General features: G+C 40.0%; 23 protein-coding genes. 14 read left to right on the top strand and 9 right to left on the bottom strand.

Translation table 11 applies throughout. The features are described from left to right. Positions 1-82: 82 nt before the first annotated feature. On the bottom strand, positions 83-844 hold the full coding sequence (locus tag BrL25_RS06395) for a DUF3050 domain-containing protein (protein WP_018673694.1): 762 nt from the start codon (positions 842-844) through the stop codon (positions 83-85). A 306-nt stretch (positions 845-1,150) separates the two neighbouring features. Here BrL25_RS06395 and BrL25_RS06390 point away from each other — a divergent pair, with 306 nt between their 5' ends. Continuing rightward, a complete protein-coding gene (locus BrL25_RS06390; protein WP_018673693.1) occupies positions 1,151-1,972 on the top strand; it encodes a stalk domain-containing protein in 822 nt (273 codons plus the stop codon). 61 nt (positions 1,973-2,033) lie between these two features. Here the strand turns inward: BrL25_RS06390 and BrL25_RS06385 are convergent, their stop codons facing one another. Both BrL25_RS06385 and BrL25_RS06380 read right to left on the bottom strand, forming a co-directional pair. Then, positions 2,034-2,171 (bottom strand): DUF418 domain-containing protein, encoded by a 138-nt coding sequence (locus tag BrL25_RS06385; RefSeq protein ID WP_236847724.1) that lies wholly within the window; start codon positions 2,169-2,171, stop codon positions 2,034-2,036. Positions 2,172-2,334: 163 nt separating this feature from the next. Next, a complete protein-coding gene (locus BrL25_RS06380) occupies positions 2,335-3,531 on the bottom strand; it encodes an MFS transporter (RefSeq protein ID WP_018673692.1) in 1,197 nt (398 codons plus the stop codon). 154 nt (positions 3,532-3,685) lie between these two features. On the opposite strand from BrL25_RS06380, the gene BrL25_RS06375 reads away from it, so the two are divergent. The 7 genes from BrL25_RS06375 to BrL25_RS06345 all read left to right on the top strand — a co-directional run bounded on the left by BrL25_RS06375 (position 3,686) and on the right by BrL25_RS06345 (position 11,727). Continuing rightward, positions 3,686-4,081: a hypothetical protein gene (locus tag BrL25_RS06375; protein ID WP_018673691.1), complete on the top strand. Its 396-nt coding sequence runs from the start codon at positions 3,686-3,688 to the stop codon at positions 4,079-4,081. Next, complete coding sequence (locus tag BrL25_RS06370) at positions 4,082-4,297, top strand: YqgQ family protein (protein ID WP_018673690.1); 216 nt, start codon at positions 4,082-4,084, stop codon at positions 4,295-4,297. Between the two features lie 183 nt (positions 4,298-4,480). Then, entirely contained in the window at positions 4,481-6,487 is a 2,007-nt protein-coding gene (gene tkt / locus BrL25_RS06365; protein WP_018673689.1) for a transketolase, read from the top strand. Positions 6,488-6,816: 329 nt separating this feature from the next. Continuing rightward, entirely contained in the window at positions 6,817-7,713 is an 897-nt protein-coding gene (locus BrL25_RS06360; RefSeq protein WP_018673688.1) for an EamA family transporter, read from the top strand. Positions 7,714-7,879: 166 nt separating this feature from the next. Next, positions 7,880-8,449 (top strand): DUF4269 domain-containing protein, encoded by a 570-nt coding sequence (locus BrL25_RS06355; RefSeq protein WP_018673687.1) that lies wholly within the window; start codon positions 7,880-7,882, stop codon positions 8,447-8,449. A 116-nt stretch (positions 8,450-8,565) separates the two neighbouring features. Beyond that, the gene (locus BrL25_RS06350; RefSeq protein WP_018673686.1) at positions 8,566-11,115 is read left to right on the top strand and encodes a transglycosylase domain-containing protein; all 2,550 of its coding nucleotides are present in this window, start codon (positions 8,566-8,568) and stop codon (positions 11,113-11,115) included. 264 nt (positions 11,116-11,379) lie between these two features. Further along, positions 11,380-11,727 (top strand): hypothetical protein, encoded by a 348-nt coding sequence (locus BrL25_RS06345; protein WP_018673685.1) that lies wholly within the window; start codon positions 11,380-11,382, stop codon positions 11,725-11,727. A gap of 182 nt (positions 11,728-11,909) precedes the next feature. Here BrL25_RS06345 and BrL25_RS06340 read toward each other — a convergent pair whose 3' ends face one another. The 3 genes from BrL25_RS06340 to ilvD all read right to left on the bottom strand — a co-directional run bounded on the left by BrL25_RS06340 (position 11,910) and on the right by ilvD (position 15,231). Beyond that, complete coding sequence (locus tag BrL25_RS06340; RefSeq protein WP_018673684.1) at positions 11,910-12,242, bottom strand: hypothetical protein; 333 nt, start codon at positions 12,240-12,242, stop codon at positions 11,910-11,912. Between the two features lie 486 nt (positions 12,243-12,728). Next, a complete protein-coding gene (gene trmB / locus BrL25_RS06335) occupies positions 12,729-13,403 on the bottom strand; it encodes a tRNA (guanosine(46)-N7)-methyltransferase TrmB (RefSeq protein ID WP_018673683.1) in 675 nt (224 codons plus the stop codon). Positions 13,404-13,557: 154 nt separating this feature from the next. Next, positions 13,558-15,231 carry a dihydroxy-acid dehydratase gene (gene ilvD, locus BrL25_RS06330; protein WP_018673682.1) on the bottom strand — a complete coding sequence of 558 codons (1,674 nt, stop codon included), beginning with the start codon at positions 15,229-15,231 and terminating at the stop codon, positions 13,558-13,560. 229 nt (positions 15,232-15,460) lie between these two features. On the opposite strand from ilvD, the gene lepB reads away from it, so the two are divergent. From lepB to BrL25_RS06300, 6 genes are all read left to right on the top strand, one after another. Next, positions 15,461-15,979: a signal peptidase I gene (gene lepB, locus BrL25_RS06325; RefSeq protein ID WP_018673681.1), complete on the top strand. Its 519-nt coding sequence runs from the start codon at positions 15,461-15,463 to the stop codon at positions 15,977-15,979. A gap of 308 nt (positions 15,980-16,287) precedes the next feature. After that, the gene (locus tag BrL25_RS06320) at positions 16,288-17,241 is read left to right on the top strand and encodes a DMT family transporter (RefSeq protein WP_018673680.1); all 954 of its coding nucleotides are present in this window, start codon (positions 16,288-16,290) and stop codon (positions 17,239-17,241) included. A gap of 230 nt (positions 17,242-17,471) precedes the next feature. Then, on the top strand, positions 17,472-17,954 hold the full coding sequence (locus tag BrL25_RS06315; RefSeq protein ID WP_018673679.1) for a PaaI family thioesterase: 483 nt from the start codon (positions 17,472-17,474) through the stop codon (positions 17,952-17,954). Positions 17,955-18,030: 76 nt separating this feature from the next. Further along, positions 18,031-18,813: an inositol monophosphatase family protein gene (locus BrL25_RS06310; protein WP_018673678.1), complete on the top strand. Its 783-nt coding sequence runs from the start codon at positions 18,031-18,033 to the stop codon at positions 18,811-18,813. An 88-nt stretch (positions 18,814-18,901) separates the two neighbouring features. Then, entirely contained in the window at positions 18,902-19,645 is a 744-nt protein-coding gene (pyrH, locus tag BrL25_RS06305) for a UMP kinase (protein WP_018673677.1), read from the top strand. A 179-nt stretch (positions 19,646-19,824) separates the two neighbouring features. Beyond that, positions 19,825-20,433 (top strand): HD domain-containing protein, encoded by a 609-nt coding sequence (locus BrL25_RS06300; protein WP_018673676.1) that lies wholly within the window; start codon positions 19,825-19,827, stop codon positions 20,431-20,433. Positions 20,434-20,505: 72 nt separating this feature from the next. Here BrL25_RS06300 and BrL25_RS06295 read toward each other — a convergent pair whose 3' ends face one another. The 3 genes from BrL25_RS06295 to BrL25_RS06285 all read right to left on the bottom strand — a co-directional run bounded on the left by BrL25_RS06295 (position 20,506) and on the right by BrL25_RS06285 (position 23,490). Further along, positions 20,506-21,360, bottom strand: coding sequence for an IS3 family transposase (locus BrL25_RS06295; RefSeq protein ID WP_236848108.1), 855 nt, complete (start codon positions 21,358-21,360; stop codon positions 20,506-20,508). A 20-nt stretch (positions 21,361-21,380) separates the two neighbouring features. Continuing rightward, a complete protein-coding gene (locus BrL25_RS06290) occupies positions 21,381-22,055 on the bottom strand; it encodes a helix-turn-helix domain-containing protein (RefSeq protein WP_018671105.1) in 675 nt (224 codons plus the stop codon). A 103-nt stretch (positions 22,056-22,158) separates the two neighbouring features. After that, on the bottom strand, positions 22,159-23,490 hold the full coding sequence (locus tag BrL25_RS06285) for a hypothetical protein (protein ID WP_018672682.1): 1,332 nt from the start codon (positions 23,488-23,490) through the stop codon (positions 22,159-22,161). Positions 23,491-23,504 lie beyond the last annotated feature (14 nt).

Here is a 23,504-nt window from a genome sequence, read left to right as displayed (position 1 = left end):
CAAAGAGCTTGTTACCTCGAAAAAGTGAAGAGGTGGCAAGCTCTTTTTTAGTGAAGGGATCATCCTTTAGGTCATTTTCTCATTATTTTTGAATATCTGCTAGGACACCATCCCATAAGGAAATGCGGCTGTTGAGAGCTTGTATAGCTGTTGCTTCTGCTTCTTTCCATTTTTGGTCATCTTCTTTACAAAGAGAAGCTAGAAGTTTTTCAGCTAAAGGTCCATGTTCATCTCCATCTAGTTCAATGTGACGGTTTAGATAATACAGGAGACAAGCAGGAGCTTCTCCTTTGGCAGTCAGTTCTTGTACAAGTACCTGAAACATGTCTGGTATAATATCTTCACGACCAAAGAAAAAAGCAGCACAAACCTCGTGAGTTCCTCCCTCTTTAGCCAAGTGAAGGGTTTGTTTTACAAAATGCTGTACACTGTGAGGAGCGTCGCATAATGCTAGAGCTTCGTCAGGAGTGGTACCACTTTCAAGCAATGTAAGGAAACGCTCAATTTTAGATGTATCAGCTCCGACTTCCTTCATAGCTTGCAGGTACAGCTCAAAATGGCTGGTAAATCCGCCATTGCCATCTTCATCAGTCTCTTCCCCGAGCACAATTTCGTTTATGAAACGAGCATATTCAGCATGAGGAGCAGGAAGCCAAGGGACACTTGTGCAAGTTACGTCCAGTTGTAAACGTTTTAATAAACTCATAAAATCCCATACAGCGAACACATGGTGTTCCATAAAGGTACGAACGCGTTCAGGTGTTTGCATAGCAATAGAGATTGGATGAGAAATTAACTGTTGGCGTACCACGTCAACCTGTGGCATAGACATAAGTGTAGTCATATGAAAACTCCTTTGTTATCGAGCTTATTTGGTCAAATCTTTTTTGGTACTATAATTATCTCATAAATAAAAATTGGAAAAATAGCCGTGTGATAATTGTCACTCATTTGCCTTATTTGCGTAATGATTAGGTAAAAATTGTGGGTAAATACTAAATATCAACATGTAGAGAAGAAAAAAGATATTGATAAGTAGGAAAGAAAATGAAACATTATGGGAAATCTTTAAGTCAAACAAGTAACAAAGAAAAATGAACAAAATGAAAATGACGTAAACGATGAAAAAAAGCGAAGGGATTGAGTACAAATGTTACGAAAAACGACAGTAGTAGCCGTGATGGGGCTTGCACTTGTAGGATCAGCTATACCAGGTATGGCTCAAGTAACAGTGAAGCCGGTAGCCACTTCTCTTATGATAAATCAGCAGAAGGTAATCAAGCACTCACCATTGATTAGTGTTAACCAACGAACAATGATTAGCCTACAGGAATTAAGTAAATTAACAGGCGGTCAGTTAACAGAAAAAGCAGGGGCTTATCAATTGAAAGTGAAAGAAAAGTCTTTGGTCTTTCAGACGGGGAAATCTTCTGTTTTAGTAAATGGAAAAGAACAAAAAGTAGAAGAAGGAGCCCTGGTATATCAAGGCAAGGTGTATGTGCCTCTACGCTGGACAATGGAATCCTTATCTGCACAAGTAAAGTGGGATGGAAAAACGGATGAAATCCAGGTTACAAATCTACCCGTGGTTCAGGGAGAGCAACCTGCTTCTGCATTTCAGACACTGACGGAGGAGCAATTAAGTGTAGAGGAAAAAGCCTTTGTAGAAAGCGTTAAAGGAGAACGTGGGGTTCATCAACAGGGTGATTTGTACGTGATTGCATATGGAGAAGCTCCTAATCCTGGATATGGTTTAGTTATCGATCATACTGAACAAAGCTGGGAAATGTTAAAAGTATATGTAAAACAGACCAAGCCAGATGCTAATAAAATGTATCCGATGGTCATTAGCTATCCGTATGTAGTGGGTAAGATCAGTACGCCACCTTATACAACGGTCACGTTCTGTGATGTAGATACAGGTAAATTGCTATTTGAAGGAGAAAAGAGCACCCCTCAGAAAGGAAAGTAAGATATGTCTGAGGGTAACGTTTGAGAGAAACTTTATAATAGTCAAAAACGCATCCGAATTCTCAGGATGCGTTTTTACTGTTACGTTTTATCAGTGGTGTAAATTGTCCATATGTCAAGACACGCCAACCCCATTCCAGTGGACCCATAGTAAAGATCGACAGCCATAGGTAGCTTACTAGCATTTGACCTGCATAAATACCAAGACAGATCAGAGTGGTGTGTAAATGCCCGAGTTTTTCTGTAAGATTACGAAATATCGATCCAGCTTACCTTAAACTTACAGGTTTGTAAGCATAAAAAAGGAACCAACTGGTCTATTCCAGCTCGTTCCTTTTTTTATGTATACACGATATGAATCGGTTACTGAGAGGCGGGAGAGTACGCGTCTGCTTCAGATTCTGGCTCTGGTTCTGGCAGGTGATGCACTCTTCCTAAATAAACCGCCAAAAGACCAAAGCACAATATGCCACTGATTATGAATGGCATGCTATGTGAGAAAGTAAAGAGCCATCCAGCTAAAATGGGACCTGCAATTCTCCCCATAGTATCCATGACGCTCATGTTACCAGATGTAGCTCCTTGACCATCGGGTGTACGTTGCGAAATCATAGCGGTATTGGTGGTTCGCATCATCCCTTGTCCTAGACCAAATAAGCAAAGGGTAAGCGCAAATTCTAGGAAAGTAGAAGCTAGCAGTACACAGAAGAATCCTAAAACGTAAAAAAAGATCCCTGTAGCAAGCAATTTTGATTCACCAAATCGCTTCACTAATTTGCCAATGCCGCCTTGCAAACTAGCAGAAATCAAACCCATGATAAGGAACATATAGCCCATGTCTTTGGAGGTCAGACCAAATTCATATGATATGTATAAGGCAAAGACCGTCTCCATAGCTGCAAACGCAAGCGATGTAACCAGCATGATCTGATACAATAATCCTAGGTTACTAAAAATAGCTCCCAATGAGCTGGTAGGTTTTTTCTTGAGGTATGTACCTCTCTTTTCTTTTGGTAAGCTCTCAGGAAGTAAAATCCATGTAAAGATCAGAGTAATAAAAGCTAGTACACCTGAAACGAAGAATGGTAGTGACAAGCTAATATCTCCTAGGATACCGCCAAGTGCTGGACCGAATACGAAGCTTAATCCTACACCTGCTCCTACAATTCCCATCCCTTTAGCTCGTTCCTTAGGAGGGAAAATATCAGCGACCATTGCAGTGATGGTTGGGATACCCGCAGCAGAAGTAATCCCGGCAAGTACACGATAAAACAGCATTTCGTAGTAGTTGGTTGAAAATCCGAACAGGATAAAGCTAGCGGAAAACCCAAATAAGGCTAAAAGGATAAACGGCTTTCGTCCATGTCGATCCGATAAGCGTCCCCAGATGGGAGCAAATATAAATTGCATGATATTGTAGCTGGCAGATAATATCCCCAATTGCGTCGTGGTCGCACCAATTTTAGTAACGAAAAAAGGTAAAATGGGGATAATAATTCCAAAGCCAAGCATCATTAAAAAGATAATGCTAAAGAGAAGGAAGAGATGTTTCTTTTCCACAGGAAAAACCTCTTTTCTATACAATCAAAAAGTTCAAGCTACTCTCCACCATACGAAATGGAGGGAAAGAAGTCAAGGCGAGAACTGGGGGCTGATGCAGTTGACATGTTATAATGAAGGTACCTGTAAGTAAGCAAAAGGAGAATGAATATAAATGGCCAGTAAGATGTTATATTATCTCGCAGCAGAAGAGGACCATTGGTTAGATGAGCTGTTAGATTATTTCCCAGTTATGAATGCAACGGTACCTACTAAGAAGACGCTTCAAATGATAGAAGAGCAAATGAAGGCAGGCGAAATTACTCAGTCTGTTCTTGTTATCAATGTTACGGGATTAGAAGAGCGTCTACCTGCTTTACTGGAAGAATATCGAAATCTTGACTATGTGCAAAAGCAACCTCTTTACTTAGTAGGCATAAAAGAGGGAGAAGAGGAACAGTGGAGAAATAATTACCCACAGGCGAAAATCATTGTCATCACCGGTTTCTTGGTCGAATTTGACTTTGAAGCGGTATGCCGAGAAATGGAAGCTGATTTGGGAGGGAAATAAATGAGCGATAGGAATACTTTTAATCTTCCTGAGTTTTTACGTCGTTTTCAGATCATGATTTATACCGGAGATCCGCTGGGAGATTGGTTGATGATTGAAGATGAGGTACGTGATCTATTGACATCTAAAGTCATTGATAAAGAGGAGTTTTCTCTTGCGATGAAAGAGATAGATAAGCGTAAAAGAATATATGCAGATGAGAATCAGTCAAAATAAGAAGGAGCGGCCTGATTACCTTCTCATAAAATAGCTAGTTATGCAACACACTAACCTAGCATGTAATTATAGGTATTGTTACGTTCATAGAAAATACTCTGTTTTTGTAAAGCGCTTTTACTCTATTAGCTTTTCCTATGTTATAATCACACTGCAGTTACTTGTAGGGGGGAATTAACCGTAATGACTACTCAACAAATGAATGTAGATCAATTGGCAATCAATACTATTCGTACATTATCAATCGATGCTATTGAAAAGGCGAATTCTGGACATCCAGGGATGCCAATGGGATCAGCGCCTATGGCACACGTGTTGTGGAGCCGTTTTATGAAAGTAAGCCCGAAAAATCCATCATGGATTGATCGTGATCGCTTTGTATTATCTGCTGGTCACGGTTCTATGCTGTTGTATTCTATGCTACATCTAATGGATTATGGCGTAAGCATGGATGATTTGCGTAACTTCCGTCAATGGGGAAGTAAAACGCCTGGTCACCCTGAATTCGGCCACACTCCTGGTGTAGATGCAACAACAGGTCCGTTGGGACAAGGAATTGCGATGGCTGTTGGTATGGCGATGGCTGAGAGACATTTGGCGGCGACATACAACAAAGATGACTATGAGCTAATTAATCATTTTACATATGTTATCTGTGGAGATGGAGACTTGATGGAAGGTGTTTCTTCTGAAGCTTCTTCTCTTGCGGCTCATCTTAAACTAGGTAAAATGATTGTACTTTATGATTCTAATGATATTTGTCTAGATGGCGATTTAAGCCAATCCTTCACGGAAGATGTAGCTGCACGTTACAAAGCGTACGGCTGGCAATATATCCGTGTAGAAGATGGAAACAATGTAGATACTATTGAAAAAGCTTTGGCTGAAGCACGTACAGATTTGGATCGTCCAACACTGATTGAAGTGAAAACAACAATTGGTTTCGGTTCTCCAAATAAAGGCGGCAGTAGCTCCAGTCACGGTGCTCCACTTGGTACAGACGAGGTTGTTTTAACAAAACAAGCGTATGCTTGGGAGCATGAAGCATTCCACGTACCTCAAGAGGTAAAAGAGTACTACGCTTCTCTAGTAGAGGCAGGTCAACAGAAGGAAGCAGAATGGAATAAGCTACTATCGGCTTATGAAAAGGCTTATCCGGAACTAGCTGCTCAATTTAAAAAAGCAAGTAATGGTGAGGTATCCGAAGATTTTGATGCAGACCTACCAACTTACGAAATCGGTAGCAAGCTAGCGACTCGTGCGGCTTCCGGTAACGCAATCAATGGTTTGGCAAAACGTATGCCTAACTTAATTGGTGGCTCCGCTGATTTGGCACACTCCAACAACACTTTAATTAAAGGTGCTGGAGACTTCTTGCCAGGTTCTTATGAAGGGCGCAATCTTTGGTTTGGTGTTCGTGAATTCGCTATGGGTGCGGCTCTAAATGGAATGATGCTACATGGTGGTGTGAAAGCTTTCGGCGGTACGTTCTTTGTCTTCTCTGACTATGTTCGTCCAGCAGTGCGTCTATCTGCTCTAATGAAACTACCTACCACATATGTATTTACTCATGACTCTATTGCAGTTGGGGAAGATGGACCAACTCATGAGCCTATTGAACATCTAGCTGCTTTCCGTGCCATGCCGAACCTTACTGTTTTGCGTCCTGCTGATGCACATGAAACAAACGAGGCTTGGCGTTATGCGGCTATTAGCAAAGACGAGCCTATTGTACTAGCTTTAACTCGTCAAAACCTGCCTATCTACCAAGAGACCAAAGATTTGGCTCGCGAAGGTTTAGCTAAAGGTGCTTATGTTTTAAAAGAGGCATCTAACGGTGAACCTCAGGTTGTATTGATTGCTACAGGTTCTGAGGTATCCTTGTGCATGGAAGCCCGTGAAAAATTAGAAGCGGAGGGTGTGCCAACTCGCGTAGTTAGTATGCCTAGCTTTAATCTATTTGATCGTCAACCTAAAGAGTACCGTGACTCTGTTATTCCTCCGCATGTTAAAGCACGCGTTGGTGTTGAGATGGGTTCTTCACTAGGTTGGGAACGCTACACAGGTGATCATGGAGCAATTATTGCTATTAACCAATTTGGTGCTTCTGCTCCTGGTGATATCATCATGAAAGAATATGGCTTTACTGTAGAAAATGTAGTGAAAACAGCACAAAGCTTAGTAAAATAAGAAATATCCTCTCGTTACTAAAAGCCTCCTCTATTTGACTAGAGGAGGCTTTTAACGTGATTCTGCCCATTAATTTTAAAAGTAGTGAAAGCTTTTATCCGACTTTTCGCACCTTTTATCATTGACTTTTATTCATACTCTTCTTAAAATAAGTGAGGAACTTTTTATTACATTGATGAGAAACTTGCTTGTAGGACTACATGTAAGTGGCGAAATTTTCAAAAGAGATGATAATAGCTGCATTTCTTTTTTTCGTTCGCCCCCTATCCGTTGGATGGGGGGTTTTGTGTTTGCAAAAATAGATGTAAGAAGAAAGGAAGGCAACAAGAATGCTTAAATATGCTCTGTTGGTTTTTTTAGGAGCTTGTAGCTATGGAGGCTTGTCGACCATTATTAAGCTAGGTATGAAGGAAGGCTTTCAGGTAAGTCAGCTCGTAGGAAGTCAATTTTTTATTGGATGGTTACTGCTAATCATTCTTACACTGTTGTTTAATAGAAAGCGTGTGTATTTACGCTCCATTTTACAATTGATAGTAGGTGGCTTCGCCTTAAGTGGTACCACAATCTTTTATAATTTATCTGTAGCCCAATTACCTGCGTCTATCGCGGTTGTCCTATTATTTCAGTTTACTTGGCTTGGTGTTTTATTAGAAGCTATTGTTGATAGGAAAAAACCTAGCAAGGAAAAGGTTTTTTCTATTGTTGTATTGCTTGCGGGAACAGTTCTTGCAGGAGGATTACTAGATCGTGGATTTGAATCACTTACGTTAGCGGGTACAGTATATGGCTTATTATCGGCGATTACTTTTGCGCTCTATATTTTTGCGAGTGGTCGATTGGGGCTGGATGTTCCTGTTTTTACGAAAAGCTTAACTATGGTGACAACAGCTGTGATTGTTGTATTCTCAGTTTTTTCACCAACTTTTTTAGTAGATGGAACTTTGGGACAGGGTTTGTGGATGTATGGCTTGGCATTGTCTTCATTAGGTATTATTATTCCCGTTGTTTTTTTCTCTGTAGGTGTACCAAAAGTTGGTTCTGGATTGGGGACGATTCTTGGTGCAGCAGAATTACCTGCCGCAGTTATTGCTTCTGTAACCGTATTAGGAGAACATGTAAGCATGTTACAATGGAGCGGTATTTTGCTAATTTTACTGGGAATTATTGTTCCACCCTTGATCCTAAGTAAGCAACAGACACGGCATGCTAAGGCTGCTGTTCATTAAAAGGAAGTAACTGATATATTCTGAAGCTTTTTTTCTTCACTAGATGAGCCTGTAAATGATCTTCTTTTGGCAGGAATTGTTTGGTGCAAAACAGCCACTTTATACTATCATGGTAGAGTGGCTGTTTTGTATCTGTGGTTCAATTTTGGAAAGCAGGTGAATATACATGATACATCTAGACAAGCCAGACTATTTACAAACAGGCACTGAACGACAAAAGCAAGCATTTATTGTGTTACAGGAGCTTGATTTGTTCAATCAGTTATCTATTTACGATCCAGTGCTAACAGGGACGATTCCACTTGGAATTGATATAGCGACAAGTGACCTTGATATTATTTGTCAGGTGGATCGTTCTGAGATTGATCAGTTTACTCAGCAGGTTGTAAATATGTATGGAGATTGTGCAGATTTTCAACTGGAGTTTGTAGATGAACTACGAGGGGGAAGAGCCATCGTTCTATCATTCTCATATCAAGAGTGGCCAATTGAAATCTTTGGTCAATCTATCCCCGTACGATTGCAGAATGCGTATCGACATATGATTGTTGAAGGACGAATGCTACAGTTGGCAAAGGATTCGGCACGTGCTGATATTCGATTTTTGAAGGAGCAGGGATATAAGACGGAGCCTGCTTTTGTTCACTATTTTCAACTGGGTGGCAATGATCCCTATGAGCGTTTGCTACAGCTTTATGACTGCACAGACAGCCAACTATTGGAGATAATGAACTGATCAAAAAGAACCGAGGTCAGGTACTAATTAGATGCTGCATTTTTTCGGGTCAGAAACTTTTTTTTGACTTAATCGTCTAAAAAGGTGGAGAGAGGAAAGAAATCTGGAGGTAATGTATGGCTCAAGCCAAGAAGAAAAGAAAGAAAAAACAAGTAAATAAATGGATATTGCTTATCATTGGATTTGCAGTCTTTTTAATTTTATCCGTCATCGGAGGTTACTTCGCCCTCTTATATGCGGGTGGTAAAATGGTTGATATGGATGAAAATAAATTAAGAGACATTAAACTGGAAGCAACCAAAATTATTGATGTGAATGGTAAAGAACTATCAAAATTGTATGTTCTAGAAGATCGTGAATACGTCACAATCGACAAAGTGCCTGAAAAGTTGGTGCAAGCATTTGTGGCTGTAGAAGATAGACGCTTTTTTGACCACAATGGTGTAGATATGATCCGAATCGGTGGAGCGATTTGGAAGGATATTCGAGCGGGTAGTGCAGTAGAAGGAGCAAGTACAATAACCCAGCAGCTAGCGAAAAATGTGTTTCTCTCCCACGAAAAAACATTCTGGCGAAAAACGAAAGAGGTTAGTATTGCAATTAACCTAGAGAACAGATTCACGAAAGATCAGATTATGGAAATGTATCTAAATAAAATTTATTTAGGTCATGGTGCTTATGGAATAAAGGCTGCTGCTAATCTGTACTTTGGCAAGGAAAAGGCGGAACACTTAGATACTCTAACTACGGCTGAAATTGCCCAGCTAGCAGCGATTCCGAAGGGCCCTTCTATCTATTCACCATTTAAGAATCCGACGAAATCAAAAGAACGTCGTGATACAATTATTCGCTTAATGGCGGAACAAGGAATCATTACAGTGCAGGAAAAAGAAATGGCTCAACAAGAACCTCTTCCTGTTGAAAAGTCCATTGGGGGAAATAAGGCGTATCAAGCTTTTCTTGATTACGTAGTTGATGAGGCCGAAGAACGTTACGGTATTGCTGAAAATGAACTATATAGCGGAGGATATCAAATCTACACTACGCTAAATACGGATGTACAGGATGCAATGGTGAAGAACTTTGCTAATGCTAAGAACTTCCCAAAGGATGGGAAAACGAATCAGGTCGAAGCCGGAATGGTAGTCGTCGATGCTAAAACTGGTGGTATTGCTGGTATTGTAGGTGGTCGTAACTATGTGCATAAGGGCTGGAATAATGCGTTAAGCTTGCATCAGCCTGGTTCATCCTTTAAACCACTAGCTGTTTTTGCACCAGCATTAGATACGGGTAAATGGCATGCAGGCTCTATGTTGAGTAACAAGCGTCAAAGCTTTAATGGCTATGAACCAAGAAACTGGAATAACCAATACAGCGAGTCTATACGTTTGGATAAAACTGTCCAGATGTCACTCAATGTTCCTACCGTCTGGTTGTTAAATGAAATTGGAATCGATACTTCATTGAAGTATATCAAGGATTTCGGGATTTCACTTGACCCAACCGATCGTAATTTATCGATTGCATTGGGTGGTTTGCATAAAGGAACGTCACCATTGCGGATGGCACAAGCGTATACGGCATTTACAAATGGCGGTAAGGTAAAAGAAGCTCATGCCATTGATAAAATTAAAGATCTCAGAACAGGAAAAGAAGAGACTAGACCTGTAAAAGAAACACAAGCTATTTCACCTAATGCGGCTTGGGAAATGCACGAGCTACTACGTAATGCTGTTCAAAGCGGTACAGGTACGAGTGCGAAAATGAAAAATTGGCCTGTAGCAGGTAAAACGGGAACCACACAATCAGCCTTAAGCTCAAAGGCAAATAAGGATGCTTGGTTTGTTGGTTACAACCCAAGGTATATTGGCTCGATTTGGATGGGCTTCCCGAAAGAGGATGAAGGCCACATCATGTATGATGGAAGCAGTAAGACGGCACACATGTTTAGCGTCATTATGCAAGATGCATTAAAGAATGAAAAACCAATAGATTTTGAACGACCAAATGGAGTAAGCGACCGCCAAGAGGTTGAAGAGAATCAAGAAGTAGAAACCACGCCACCTGCTCTTTCCGTTCGACTTACAATTGAAGGATCTCAACCAGTAGCCTTATTAATGTGGGATGATGCCAACGAAAAAACGACGGGTTATGATGTGATGCGCTATTTGAATAATCCTGAGTCTGCTGAAAAGGTATCATCTAAACAAGGTGGCAAAACCTTTGTTGATCCGGTTAAGGAAGGTGTCTTATACAAATATTTTGTTGTACCGTATGATGAGAATGGTAACCCTGGAAGTCCATCTAATATTGGTGAAGTAAGTACCAAACAGTTAGAAGAGCTTCTGCAAAATGGTGAAAATCAGCATGAGGAGAACAATAACGGAGATAACAATAATTCAACGGATGGTGATCAATCTCCGAATAACGGTTCAAATGGATCTGCTGAGCAAGAAGGCAATGGCAATGTCGATAACGGTGAAAATAGTAATTCGACACCTCAGGGTTTACCAAATGGTAATAACGGAGGAAATAATCAAGACAACGGACAAGGAAATGGTTCTTCAGGCAATGGTGTTGATCCCAATGCTAATAATCAAAGACCAGCCGATATTCCAGATCCTAATCAATCAGTTGATCCCTATCAACAAGGAACGGGTAATTAACAAGAACCCTGGAATTAACTTATATAGAAATATGAATGTAAAAAGGTAACGAACAAAGATCTGAAAAAGGCAACCGGAACATAGGTCGGTTGCCTTTCTTCATAGGCAGGATATACTGTTGCATTTCATATAGTTAGATTGACAAGATTATGACTATTTTCACAGACTACAGTGCGTGTTAGAATGGTGATATAAGTTTTGTTGGTAATTCGGATGATGATTTACATACAACGAAACTGTAAATGGAAAACTGGAGGGATTCATGTGTCTACCCTTTCTCAAAAGGATTTGCAATCTTACTTCCAGGAAAAACTGGAACACGCGAAAGTTCACTTTGAACGGGCTCTTGACTGTAAACATACAGAGTTTGATGATTTGTATCCATATATGAATGAACAGCCACAATTTTTCTGGTATAAGCGATATGTGGCTTGGTCAGAGCTGCTAACGGTGGTGAAGATGGCTGAAGAGCTTCATGTAGAATGGAAAACCTGTTTTTCAGCCAATCAGATCGAGTTTATTGAAGGGCGTGTCCTTCAAGGCAAAGTATTGGATCATTGGCACCCGGAAGAGGAAAGAGAAGTTGAAGAAGTAAGTCAGCTAGAAGAATAAGTAGAATAGCTGTACAGCTCATAGAGGAGTTATATAAAAAAACGCGTAGAAATGATGCTACGCGTTTTTTTATTTTTTGTATGGTGGTACATATGATAAAAAAGAGCCCCCAACAAGTGGGGGCTAATGACCAGTTTTTATTAAAAAGAGGGTGAAAAAGAGAGAATATTTACAGCATGTAATTATCCGAAAATTACTGTGCTATTAAAAACTTCACCTTTTGTTTCAGTTTGATTACCAGTTGCTGGCGCATTTGTTTCTGTTACTTGAATAGGAGCAGAAACTGGAGCAAAGATAGAGAAATTTACTACTTCACCTTTTGTAGTGCTACTAGTAAATTCAGTTGGCATAATAACAGATGCAGGTGCAACTGTTTGTGGTGCTACTTGAACGTTAAAAAATGATTGTGGTGCCATTGTTTCGTTTTTTGTTGCGTTCTCCTCAGCAGCGAATACAGAAGACGCAGAGAATGCACAGGCTAGTACAGTCATACCTAAAATTAGTTGTTTTTTCATAGAGTCCACCTATCCTTCCAAAGTACATATATTTTTTGTATTGACCAGTCAGCACAAAAGTCCTTCAGCAATTATTATTTTACTCTTTTTATTTGATTTGTAAAGTAGTTATCTGCTGAAAAAGTGCTGTTCAATAAATTTCAAAATTTTGTAAAATATACAATTCATCATATATTATAAGTAATTAATGGGAAATATATACTGTATAAAACTAGTTAACAAATAAATACTTGGATTTTTATTGCTTACTTAGGAAATTTTACACTAAATTTGAGAAAATGAAACAGTTTGAATGCAAAAAAGTGTAAGCAACTATTCCCAATTTATTAGTTATTTTATTTTTCAGATAAATAGAATCGGTATATCATTATATGTGGAATATTATTGACATTATGGTGATCATATACCAAAAAGCAACCATTCAGAAGAATGGTTGCTTCGATTAGTGATTTATACGGTAAGTCAAGAATATGAGTGGAGAGTCAGCTATTCGTCTGTAGACGGGCGATTCGTGGGTGCAACTGGTTTACAAAGAGCCTCCGTGCGGAAGATACGTTGTCCACGATTGGAAAAACGTTCTTCATATTCTGTCATCACATTAGCTGCGGCTTGTTCAGATGAATGAAGATCAAATGAGATATGACGTAATTGAAACAATTCGTTAGCGAATTGATTTAGAGAGAATTCAAACAGATTTTGATTATCCGTTTTTAAATGGATTTCTCCGTCTTGTTTTAGCACAGCTCGATATTGACGCAAAAAGGAAAAATGCGTCAGGCGGCGTTTACTGTGACGTTTTTTAGGCCATGGATCACTAAAGTTTAAGTAAATCCGGTCTAGTTCTTTTTGCTCAAACAGTTCTGTAATTTTGAATGCATCAAATTGAACTAATTTTAGATTAGGAATTTCCTTTTGTTCCGTACGTTGGGCTGTGCGATACAGCACTTCTGCTTTTAACTCGATAGCAATAAAATTGATTGAGGGAAAGCGAGCTGCTAATGTGTTAATAAAACGTCCTTTACCACTACCAATCTCAACATGAATAGGATTGTTATTGCCAAAGCAGTCTGACCATTTCCCCTTATATTGACTAGGATTATCTACATAGGTTGGAAATTGGCGCAGCATATCTTCTGCACCTGGGATATTGCGTAAACGCATAAAAACCTCCTTGCGAGCATTTGCGATCATCTGGGGTCTAACTCTTCTACTTTATTATGCATGGACGCTGGTTTCAAGTTAATTTTGTTGCCATTCTGTTTGTTTAGGATAAAAAGAAGGCCCCCCTTTTGAAAGGGAAGCCCGAGTATCAACGTTAGATTTTTAATACTCCACCAGTTGATGCATTGGTGACTAGCTTAGAATATCGAGCTAGATAGCCCGTTTTTACTTTTGGTTCAAATCCTGTCCAGCTTTCTTTGCGTTTTGCCATTTCTTCGACAGAAATTTCTAGCTGTATGGTACGTGCTTCCATATCTATGCTGATGATATCTCCGTCGTGGACAAATGCAATCGGTCCTGCTTCAGCAGCTTCGGGTGAAACATGACCAATACTAATTCCACGGGAAGCACCCGAGAAACGTCCATCTGTTACTAGAGCAACCTTAGTACCAAGCCCCATCCCGACAATCTGAGAAGTAGGTGCAAGCATTTCTGGCATACCTGGACCACCCTTTGGTCCCTCATAACGAATAACTACAACATGTCCTTCTTTAATTTTTCCATTCGCGATGCCTTCTAAAGCTTCTTCTTGAGAGTCGAAGCAAATAGCTGGCCCCACGTGCTTTTTAATGGAAGAATCCACTGCTCCTGTTTTAATGATGGAACCTTCTGGGGCTATATTGCCAAACAGAACAGCAAGTCCACCACGTTCACTATATGGTTGCTCAAGAGAATGGATAACAGCTTCATCTAAGATTGCTGCTTCAGCTACATTTTCACGTAGTGTCTTACCTGTTACAGTAATGCGATCAGGATGCAAAATTCCTTCTCGTTTCATTAGTTCCCGTAAAATTGCGGACACGCCACCAGCGTTATGGCAATCCTCGATATGATAATCGGAGGCAGGGGCTAACTTGCATAGATGAGGAGCGCGTTCAGCTACCTGATTGATTCTTTCAATCGGATATTCAAAGCCAGCTTCATGGGCGAGGGCTAATGTGTGCAGAACGGTATTTGTAGACCCACCCATCGCCATATCTAAAGCGAAGGCATCATCTAGTGCATCCAGTGTCACAATATCGCGCATTTTGATGTCATGTTTAATCAAATTCATCAGCGCACTTGCAGTAGATTTAACTAGTTCACGACGCTCAGGTGAAGTAGCCAAGATGGTACCATTTCCTGGTAGGGCAATTCCCAAAGCTTCAGCCAAGCAGTTCATCGAATTGGCTGTAAACATGCCTGAACAGGAGCCGCAGGTTGGGCAACCGTATTGTTCTAATTCCAATAGCTTATCATCATCAATTAGGCCTGCTTGGTGGGCTCCTACGCCTTCAAAGACGGAGGACAAGGAGATCGAGCGTCCATCGCTCGTTTTTCCTGCTTTCATTGGACCACCTGTGACGAAAATCGTTGGAATATTAACACGTAAAGCTCCCATAATCATACCTGGTGTAATTTTGTCACAATTCGGAATACAGATTAAACCATCAAACCAATGAGCCGAAACTACCGTTTCTAAACTATCAGCGATCAATTCTCGGCTTGGTAAAGAATAACGCATCCCGATATGACCCATGGCAATTCCATCATCTACTCCAATTGTGTTAAACTCAAAAGGAACACCGCCTGCCTCACGGACGGCTTCTTTTACAATCTTACCAAACTCTTGCAAATGGACGTGGCCAGGAATAATATCTATATAAGAGTTGCAGATGGCAATAAAAGGTTTATCGAAATCCTCTTCTCGTACACCTGCTGCTCGTAGTAAACTCCGATGTGGAGCTCGGTCAAAACCTTTTTTGATCATATCGCTTCTTTGTCTCATGTCGCCTATCCTCCAGTATGGTTCAGATATCGTAAGAGTTATTTTAATGTGGGAATGAAGCCCTACGACAACACCCTATCCAAGTATTTTCACTATTGTAGCACTACACGAAAGCATGAAACAAGCAAAATGATCTGAACATTTGTTCATTTCGGACATGAGGAAAAGTGACAAAGAGTGAAATCGACTGAGTCTGTTGCACGTATACTTAAGAGGAGGGATATTTATCATGAAGAAATTACCAAAATGGATTAGAGAGTGGTTACCCATAATAGCAATTGCTCTAGTGCTGAGCTTTACAATTCGTACGTTTGTGGTCCAAGCAGTTTATGTTCCATCTACGTCCATGGTTCCTACTTTGCAAGTGAATGATCGTCTTTTCATTGAGAAAATATCCAACCCAGAAAATTTCCAATATGGCGATATTGTTGTGTTTGCTCCCCCTATACAGGGAAACAAGGATTTGTTTATTAAACGCTTAGTTGGAAAAGGGGGGGATACCATCGAGGTGAAACATGGTTTCTTGTATCGTAACGGTGTAAAGATAGAGGAGCCTTATTTAAAGGAAGCAATGAATTATGATTTCGCTCCTGTGCATGTCCCAGCAAATCACTACTTCTTTTTGGGAGATAATCGGAATGGCAGTTTTGATTCTCATTTATGGCCAACACCATTTGTTGAAAAAAGAGCAGTGATAGGTAAGGGTATCTTTTTATACTATCCGTTTAATCATATGCGAATCATGTAAAAAAACATGTTGAAACAGAATGGAAAGCTCGTGAAACAGTAACTTGTTTCGCGGGTTTTATTTTTGTTATTTAGGTATAATTATTCATTATTATGTATATATAATTCACTTAAATCTTATTTGATATGTGCATAAACATTGTAATAACTCAATACACAAACGCTTTTGTGTATGAAAGCAATGAATAAACGCGTAATTTTTAAAAAATTCAGATATACCTAAAACAGCGTTTCTTGGTGATACAATAACAACGGAACAAACATGATTGTAACAAGTTCTACATATTTGATGGAAGGACGGGAATCAGATTGGGTACTCAAGGTATAAAAATTAATCGAATCGTCTATTTGATTCCCCTGCTAGCTACTTTGTTATGGGGAAGTAATTTTTTAGTTGGAAAAAATATTTTACATCATGTACCGCCGTTTACCCTTGGATTTTTACGTTGGTCGTTTGCTCTTATCGTACTATTACCTTTTACATGGAAATCATTGTGTGAAAATTGGGAATTTTATCTGAAATTTTGGAGAGAAATATTGTTAATGGGTTTTTTGGGAATTGCTTTATTTACGGGACTGGTATATTGGGGGATGGAGCATACCAACACGGTAAATGCATCTTTACTTTCATCTTTATCGCCAATCTTTATCACTATCGTAGCTTACTTTATGCTACATGAAAGAATTAATAGCAACCAAATAATAGGCATTCTTTTATCGTTGCTGGGAGTTTTGTGGATTGTTAGCAAAGGACACATCGGTACCTTTGCTGACATACGACTAAATAATGGCGATATCGTGTTGATATTAAGTAATGTCTTAATGGCCATTTATTCTGTTATGTTGCGTAAAACAGCGGATCGGTTACCAGGCTTGATTGGGTTTACTCTGATTGTCTTTGCTGGTGTACTTACTTCCGTACCATTGATGATGGTGGAAGTAAGCTTTCGTCCCGTTCAATTATTCCTATGGGAGAATCTATGGTCAATTGCATACTTGGGCATCTTCTCATCGGTAATTGCTTTCTTTTGCTGGACCAAGACAGTCCACTTTTTAGGGCCAACAAAAGCTTCACCGTTTATGAATGTAGTACCGGTTTTTGCTACTATGTTTGCTGTGTTGTTTTTGAGAGAGGAACTGCTCTTTTCTCAGATTGTAGGTGGAGTGCTCGTGCTCTTGGGTGTCTACTGGTCATCGCGCCCGAAAAAGAGTCTTGTACCAATTTCAAGCACGAATCCGCAAGTTCAGGAGTTAAAATATTAACCTTGCATGCATATAGGCAATACATTTGAAACTATAATATAGTTATCCCAAGGAGGCGGTCTTGATCCGATTGATATCGGAAACAGATTGCCTGTTTTTCTTTTCAGGGATAGGATTACCCATGTTTTCATATGTCAGCTTTTGTTTCTACTACTTTTTTTGTATGATCGTAGAAGGTCATTACCTATATTAAAATGTCAGGATAGTATTAGTAAAGGGGGCTTTATTAGATGCAGGAAGAGTGGCAACAAATCATGACGGAGGGAACGGATGAGGAACGAGAAATTCTTCGTTTAGCGATACAAGCAATTAAGCAGAAGCGTGAACGGAATAGTGCTTATCTATCCGGTTTCTTAGGATTACAAGGAACTTTTATTGATGAAAGAACCTATCAATTTGAAGTTCCGATCACTCCATATATGCATAACTCCCTAAAGATTGTTCACGGTGGTGTTACAGCCACGTTAATTGATAACACCATGGGGTCTCTGATAAATAAAGTAATGGCCAAAGAGGGGAAGGCTGCTGTTACGAGCGATCTGCAAATACGGTATGTACGCCCCGGGAAAGGTAAGAAGCTAACATCAGTCGCTAAACTGATTCATAAAGGTGGATTGATGGCCATAATGGAGGGATCTGTTTATGATGATCAGGAGCGTCTCATTGCACATGGTACTGGAACCTTTGTAATTATTGATCGGGGAAGAATCTAGCGAACCTAATGTAAAATCTGGAATGAAAAGATATAGATGTTCAAGATGAACAGCGAAAGAGTGAGGAGAGTCAGTTATGCTAGAAATTGCTAAAGAGGCGGCACTTACAGCAGGAGCTTATTTAAGGCAGCGTTTTTCACAACAGTTGTTCCCTGAATTGGAATCGCACAATGATGTAAAGCTAGTAGAAGATAGAGAGAGTGAAAGTCGTATTATTGAAGTGCTTCATCGCCATTTTCCAGATCACTCTATTTACTCTGAAGAAATCGGGACAATTAGTCGGGGTAACGAGTATTTATGGGTGATTGATCCAATGGACGGAACCAATAATTTCTTTGTAGGACATCCTTATTTTTCTGTTTCAATTGCTCTAGAGCACCGTGGAGAGCTAATAGTAGGAGTGGTATACAATCCGATAGCTGACCAACTGTTTTGGGCAGAAAAGGGCAAAGGAGCCTATTTAAATGGCAATCCTATGCATGTAAGTAATAAACATGAGCTCGCACGCGCGACAGGTTCTTACGTTCGGGGCAGAGAGGCATTGACACGAGAGCAAGAAATAAAGACCACTAGAGATTTGTTTTTACATACAAAACGGTTAATGAGAAATTACTCTCCTGCACTCGATTTCTGTTTGCTGGCAAATGGCTGGCTTGATTACATTGTAATGGAAAAAACCAACATGATGGATGTGGCAGCTGGTGTATTGATTGCACAGGAGGCTGGAGCGAATATGACTGGTTGGTGTGCAGAAGCTTTTACATATGAAGCATACCATCCTGAACGTCTAGTTAGTATGATTGTAAGTGGGGGAGCATTGCAAAATGAGCTATGCAATATGATGCGAGATTATTGTTAGTTAATTTTTTTCTTGAAAAGATTGCCAAAACCCCTAATTTCTGATTACAATACGAAAGGAATTCTTCCACAAACTAAGGGGGAGAGCTATGCCAAGATATAAGCGTGTATTGGTCAAATTAAGTGGTGGGGCTGTAGCTGGAGACAAGGGATTTGGTTTTGAACCAAGTAAACTGACACACATTGCGGATGAAGTAGAGGCGCTGTTACAGTTAGGCGTGGAGGTAGCTATCGTCATTGGTGGAGGCAATATTTTTAGAGGGAATATGGCTAATGAATGGGCTATTGGACGAGTGGAAGCAGACAATATCGGGACGATGGCAACCGTTATTAACAGTCTGATGCTCCGAGGTGTGTTGAACAACAGAACAGATCATGAGGTACGTGTGATGACTGCTAATCCAATTAATTCAGTTGCAGAGCCTTATATTCGTCTGCGAGCGATGCATCATTTAGAGAAAGGACATGTCATTATTTTTGCTGGTGGAAATGGTCAGCCTTATGTCACGACAGATTATCCTGCTGTCCAACGAGCATTAGAAATGGAAGCAGATGCGATCCTAGTTGCAAAGCATGGTGTAGATGGAGTGCTCAATGGAGACCCACGTATTTTGGCAAAAACAAAGCTGTACGAATCGCTTTCTTATGATGATGTGATTCGCCAAGGATTGAAGGTAATGGATCAATCTGCCATCATCTTGGCCCGTGATTATGCTCTACCTATCCATGTCTTTAACTTTGATAAAAAGCATGTAATGAAGCGGATTTGTGAAGGCGAAAATCTAGGAACACTGGTTTCTGACCAGGTTGATACAGTACTTTCATCTCATTAAAAAGGAAAGTAGGGGCTTTTACCGAATCTCTCTTTAATAAAGGAAAGAAGAACCTCCTGTATATAACGGGAGGTTTTCCTACACTTCCTTTTAATGAATGATATTATAAGCAAGAAAAGTTTGAATCATCTGTAAAAAATACAGCGCTTACAACCAGAAAAGGTAGAGGGGAGAAGAACATGAATTTGAATCAAACAGGAGTACGAATTGAACAGCAGCTCCAATTTTTAAGAGAAATTGATCAAATGAAACATATCTACCGACAGACCTTACTATTGAATGGCTCTAGGCGTGAAAATGACGCCGAGCATTCATGGCATGTAGCGATGTTAGCAACAGTTTTACAAGAGCATGCTAGTGATACAGAGGTGGATTTGTTACGAGTGCTAAAAATGCTATTATTGCACGATATTGTGGAGATTGATGCGGGGGATACATATGTGTACGATGATCCGGGGAATCTTGACAAAGAAGTACGAGAACAAGCTGCTGCCGAAAGAATCTATGCCTTATTACCTGAGGATCAGGAATTGGAGTTTAAGGGTTTGTGGGAAGAATTTGAACAAAGAATTACCCCGGAAGCCCGATTTGCTGCCGCTCTTGATCGATTTCAACCCCTGTTGTTTAATTACTACACAGAAGGGGCTACCTGGAAAACCAATCACATTACTAGGGAGCAAGTGATTAAGAGAGTGAAACAACCGATTCAGGAAGGCTCTGAATCACTCTGGACATATGCCGAAGAGTTGATTAACAGTGCGGTAGAAAAAGGATATCTACTCGCGTAATATATCAAGAAAGACCGTAGAGGAAATTGAACTGCACCCCGTCAAGTAGACAGTACAAAAAATAAAAAATCGTTAAGCGGCCTTGGTCCTAAATTCTATTGGACTGAGGCCGTTTAGTTTTGCCTGTAATCTCTCGTTATTGTAAAAGTAGATGTAGGTATCAATATCTTTCTTCAGCTCCTCAAAGGTACTGTATGAATGTAAATAATATTTTTCGCATTTAAGGATTCCCCAGAACGCTTCCATCGGACCATTATCAATACACCTGCCAACACGGGACATGCTCTGGGTTATCTTCTTTGCAAATAACTTTTTAAAAGTTAAAGAGGTATATTGAAAACCACGATCACTATGAAGCATAGGCTTGCTTCCTGGCGCCGCTTTTATGGCTAATTCGACGGTTTGAAATACAAGATTATTATTGTTGGCATGTCCTAAAACATACGAAACTACGGTGTTATCATACAGATCTAGAATAGCGCTTAAATATGCCTTCTGACCTCTGCCGTATTTGAATTCCGTTACATCCGTTACCCATTTCTCATTCGGTGCCTTTGCATGAAACTGACGGTTTAACAAATTCTCAGCGACATGCTGTGGAGTGGAGCGTGCATAATTCTTTTTCTTTCTACGGATGACCGCTTGGATTCCCTTTAGCTTCATAAGGCGTTGTATGCGCTTATGGTTAATCTGTTGTTCGGTCTCTCTACGCAAATGAAGGGTTAACCGACGGTACCCGTAGATACCATCAACCTTCTTATACAACGAGACCATGGCTGCGGTAAGCTGTTGGTTCTGCAACTCACGCGCACTAGGCTTGCGATTCAGCCATTTGTAATAGCTTGACCGAGGGATCTTTGCAATTTCACACAATTCCTGCACACTACATGCCTTTTCTTGATGAACGGCTTGTATGGCAAGATAGATGTTTACCTGTCGATGTTGGCCTAAGTTCGCCTCCTTTGGAACTCCTGTAACTTTTTTAAGAAAGCAACCTCCGCGCGAAGGCGCTCATTTTCATATTCCAGCTTCTTCATGGCGAGCTTATGCCGATCCGCTTCAGTTAGTTCTTCCTCCGGTTTCTTACGCCCCCTACCATCCTGTAACGCATCTTGACCGCCATTCTCATACTTTTTAACCCACTGGTATACTTGCTGATAAGAGACCTGATACTGGCTCACGGTCTTCTGATAGTCATAGTTATGTGCAAGACAATACTGAACAATATCTATCCGTTCCTGCCATGTTGTAGCCCGACCCTTTGTCATAGCTTTTGCTCCCCCATAATACGATGTTAAGCTGCTATGATCATTATACTTCTGAATCCAACGACGGAGTTGGGTTCGGCAAGCAATTTTGTACTTTCGGATGATTTGACTTTGAGATAATGCCCCAGATAGATAATCTTTAACCGCTTGGATCTTGAGATCCGCAGAGTAACTTCTGTTACAGATTCGATGTTCCAACCCTTCAAATCCGTTTAACTCATAACGATCTCTCCATTCGATCAATGTTGTTTTTCCGATACCATACATTTTGGCGGCAGCCGCCAATCCTATTTGGCTTCTTTCAATTTCCTGTAACACCGCCAATTTCTCTTGCGCACTCCATTTTTTATGCATGAAAAAACTCCCCTTAGAGCAGCAGGTTTTTATTATTTCACCTGTCTACTTTAAGGGGAGCTTATCAAATGGCTCTACGGTCTTTTCTTACAAAAGCTACTTATTATTTTGTTTTTGTTTCAGGAGTTTTTGGTTTTGCTTCTGTAGCTTTTTCTTTAGCTTGTTCTGCTTTTTCTTTTGCCTCTAATGCTTCCATTTCAGCTTCTAATTTTTTCATTTCTTCTTCTTGTGCTTGTACTTCTTTAATGATCTTATGGAAGTAGCCTTTTTCATCAAAGTTTTTGATTGCATCTTTATCTTTAGCTAGATCGGAGAAGTTGATTGCATCGTTTTTGCCAGGAACTACGAATGGTGTTGCTTTACCAAAGTTCCATTGGTAGCTATCGCCAATAAAACCAAACGTAATTGGAGTTGTATCTTTATCAGTAGCTTTTGGATCTTTCATGGTAACATCAACTGTTACAGTAGAGCGTACCGGTAATTTATCTTTGTCGATCCAGTAGTCTAGTTTTAATTTCAGGCTTTGTAGTCCGCCTTCTGTTTTAGCTAGTTCTACTAGTTTTTCAGGGCTATTTTCTTTTTCGAAGTCAGAAATGCCGACTTTCGCAGCAGCCACCATTAGGTCTACTTGCTCTGTAGCTTGTTTACGATATTCTTCGTCTTTCAGAAGAGTTTTCTTAGCCTCAATAGCTTGATCAGAGAACTTGGTAGCCATTGTGGTCAAATCAATAGCGAAAGAGCGAACTTCTGGATTAACAGTTGCATCTTTTGCAATGTAGTAAGCTAATTCAATTAGGTTTTTCGTATCAAGCTCAACTGTCAAGTGAGTTGCTTTTAATTCCTCACCATTTGGTAATTTAACAGTTTCTTCGCCTTTGCTTTTTACAGAAGAGCCTTTAAAGTCAAAGCCTTTGATATAACTGTTAGCGAATTTCATTGAGAGTTTGTTTACATCTTCGCTAAATTTTTTCAAAAGTGCTGGATCTATGTTAGCTGTATCAGCCAATTGCATATCTTGTGCATATTTCAAATATTTCTTATCGACAGGAGATTTCACGTAGATATCTTGCTTATCAACAATCATTTCAAGAGATGCCTTGTCTTTACTTTCCCATACTTTGTGGTCACGTAAAGCCTTATCATTGTTTAGAGTCATTGTTAATTTAGCACTTGTCGTGTCGGCTTGAACGCCTTCAAACGAAATGCCTTCTTTCACACTTTCCAGAATTCCTACTTGTTCATCTGTTAATGTCTTTTGTTTTTTCAAAACTTCATCAAAATTACCAGTTAGTTTAAAGGAACCAGCAAGATTGTAGCTTCCTTTATCCAAACTATTCACAGTTGCATCTCGAAGCATCGCTCCATCGGTTGAGCAACCTGTCATTACTAAAACAGATGATGCCAGTACAGCAGCTCCTACAGTTGTTTTCTTCATAAAAAAAAGCACCT

It is taken from the genome of Brevibacillus laterosporus DSM 25, from assembly GCF_002706795.1.
In the GTDB taxonomy this organism is placed as follows: domain Bacteria; phylum Bacillota; class Bacilli; order Brevibacillales; family Brevibacillaceae; genus Brevibacillus_B; species Brevibacillus_B laterosporus.
Note: the sequence above shows the minus strand (reverse complement) of the source record. Positions and strands in the feature narration are given on the sequence as shown.

Excerpts from the sequence above, each read along its gene's own strand:
- BrL25_RS06290 (WP_018671105.1), bottom strand. The coding sequence starts at position 22,055 with ATGCATAAAAAATGGAGTGCGCAAGAGAAATTGGCGGTGTTACAGGAA.
- BrL25_RS06375 (WP_018673691.1), top strand. The coding sequence starts at position 3,686 with ATGGCCAGTAAGATGTTATATTATCTCGCAGCAGAAGAGGACCATTGG.
- BrL25_RS06310 (WP_018673678.1), top strand. The coding sequence starts at position 18,031 with ATGCTAGAAATTGCTAAAGAGGCGGCACTTACAGCAGGAGCTTATTTA.
- trmB (WP_018673683.1), bottom strand. The coding sequence starts at position 13,403 with ATGCGTTTACGCAATATCCCAGGTGCAGAAGATATGCTGCGCCAATTT.
- BrL25_RS06340 (WP_018673684.1), bottom strand. The coding sequence starts at position 12,242 with ATGAAAAAACAACTAATTTTAGGTATGACTGTACTAGCCTGTGCATTC.
- BrL25_RS06350 (WP_018673686.1), top strand. The coding sequence starts at position 8,566 with ATGGCTCAAGCCAAGAAGAAAAGAAAGAAAAAACAAGTAAATAAATGG.
- BrL25_RS06370 (WP_018673690.1), top strand. The coding sequence starts at position 4,082 with ATGAGCGATAGGAATACTTTTAATCTTCCTGAGTTTTTACGTCGTTTT.
- tkt (WP_018673689.1), top strand. The coding sequence starts at position 4,481 with ATGACTACTCAACAAATGAATGTAGATCAATTGGCAATCAATACTATT.
- ilvD (WP_018673682.1), bottom strand. The coding sequence starts at position 15,231 with ATGAGACAAAGAAGCGATATGATCAAAAAAGGTTTTGACCGAGCTCCA.
- BrL25_RS06360 (WP_018673688.1), top strand. The coding sequence starts at position 6,817 with ATGCTTAAATATGCTCTGTTGGTTTTTTTAGGAGCTTGTAGCTATGGA.
- BrL25_RS06285 (WP_018672682.1), bottom strand. The coding sequence starts at position 23,490 with ATGAAGAAAACAACTGTAGGAGCTGCTGTACTGGCATCATCTGTTTTA.
- pyrH (WP_018673677.1), top strand. The coding sequence starts at position 18,902 with ATGCCAAGATATAAGCGTGTATTGGTCAAATTAAGTGGTGGGGCTGTA.
- lepB (WP_018673681.1), top strand. The coding sequence starts at position 15,461 with ATGAAGAAATTACCAAAATGGATTAGAGAGTGGTTACCCATAATAGCA.
- BrL25_RS06355 (WP_018673687.1), top strand. The coding sequence starts at position 7,880 with ATGATACATCTAGACAAGCCAGACTATTTACAAACAGGCACTGAACGA.
- BrL25_RS06315 (WP_018673679.1), top strand. The coding sequence starts at position 17,472 with ATGCAGGAAGAGTGGCAACAAATCATGACGGAGGGAACGGATGAGGAA.
- BrL25_RS06390 (WP_018673693.1), top strand. The coding sequence starts at position 1,151 with ATGTTACGAAAAACGACAGTAGTAGCCGTGATGGGGCTTGCACTTGTA.
- BrL25_RS06300 (WP_018673676.1), top strand. The coding sequence starts at position 19,825 with ATGAATTTGAATCAAACAGGAGTACGAATTGAACAGCAGCTCCAATTT.
- BrL25_RS06395 (WP_018673694.1), bottom strand. The coding sequence starts at position 844 with ATGACTACACTTATGTCTATGCCACAGGTTGACGTGGTACGCCAACAG.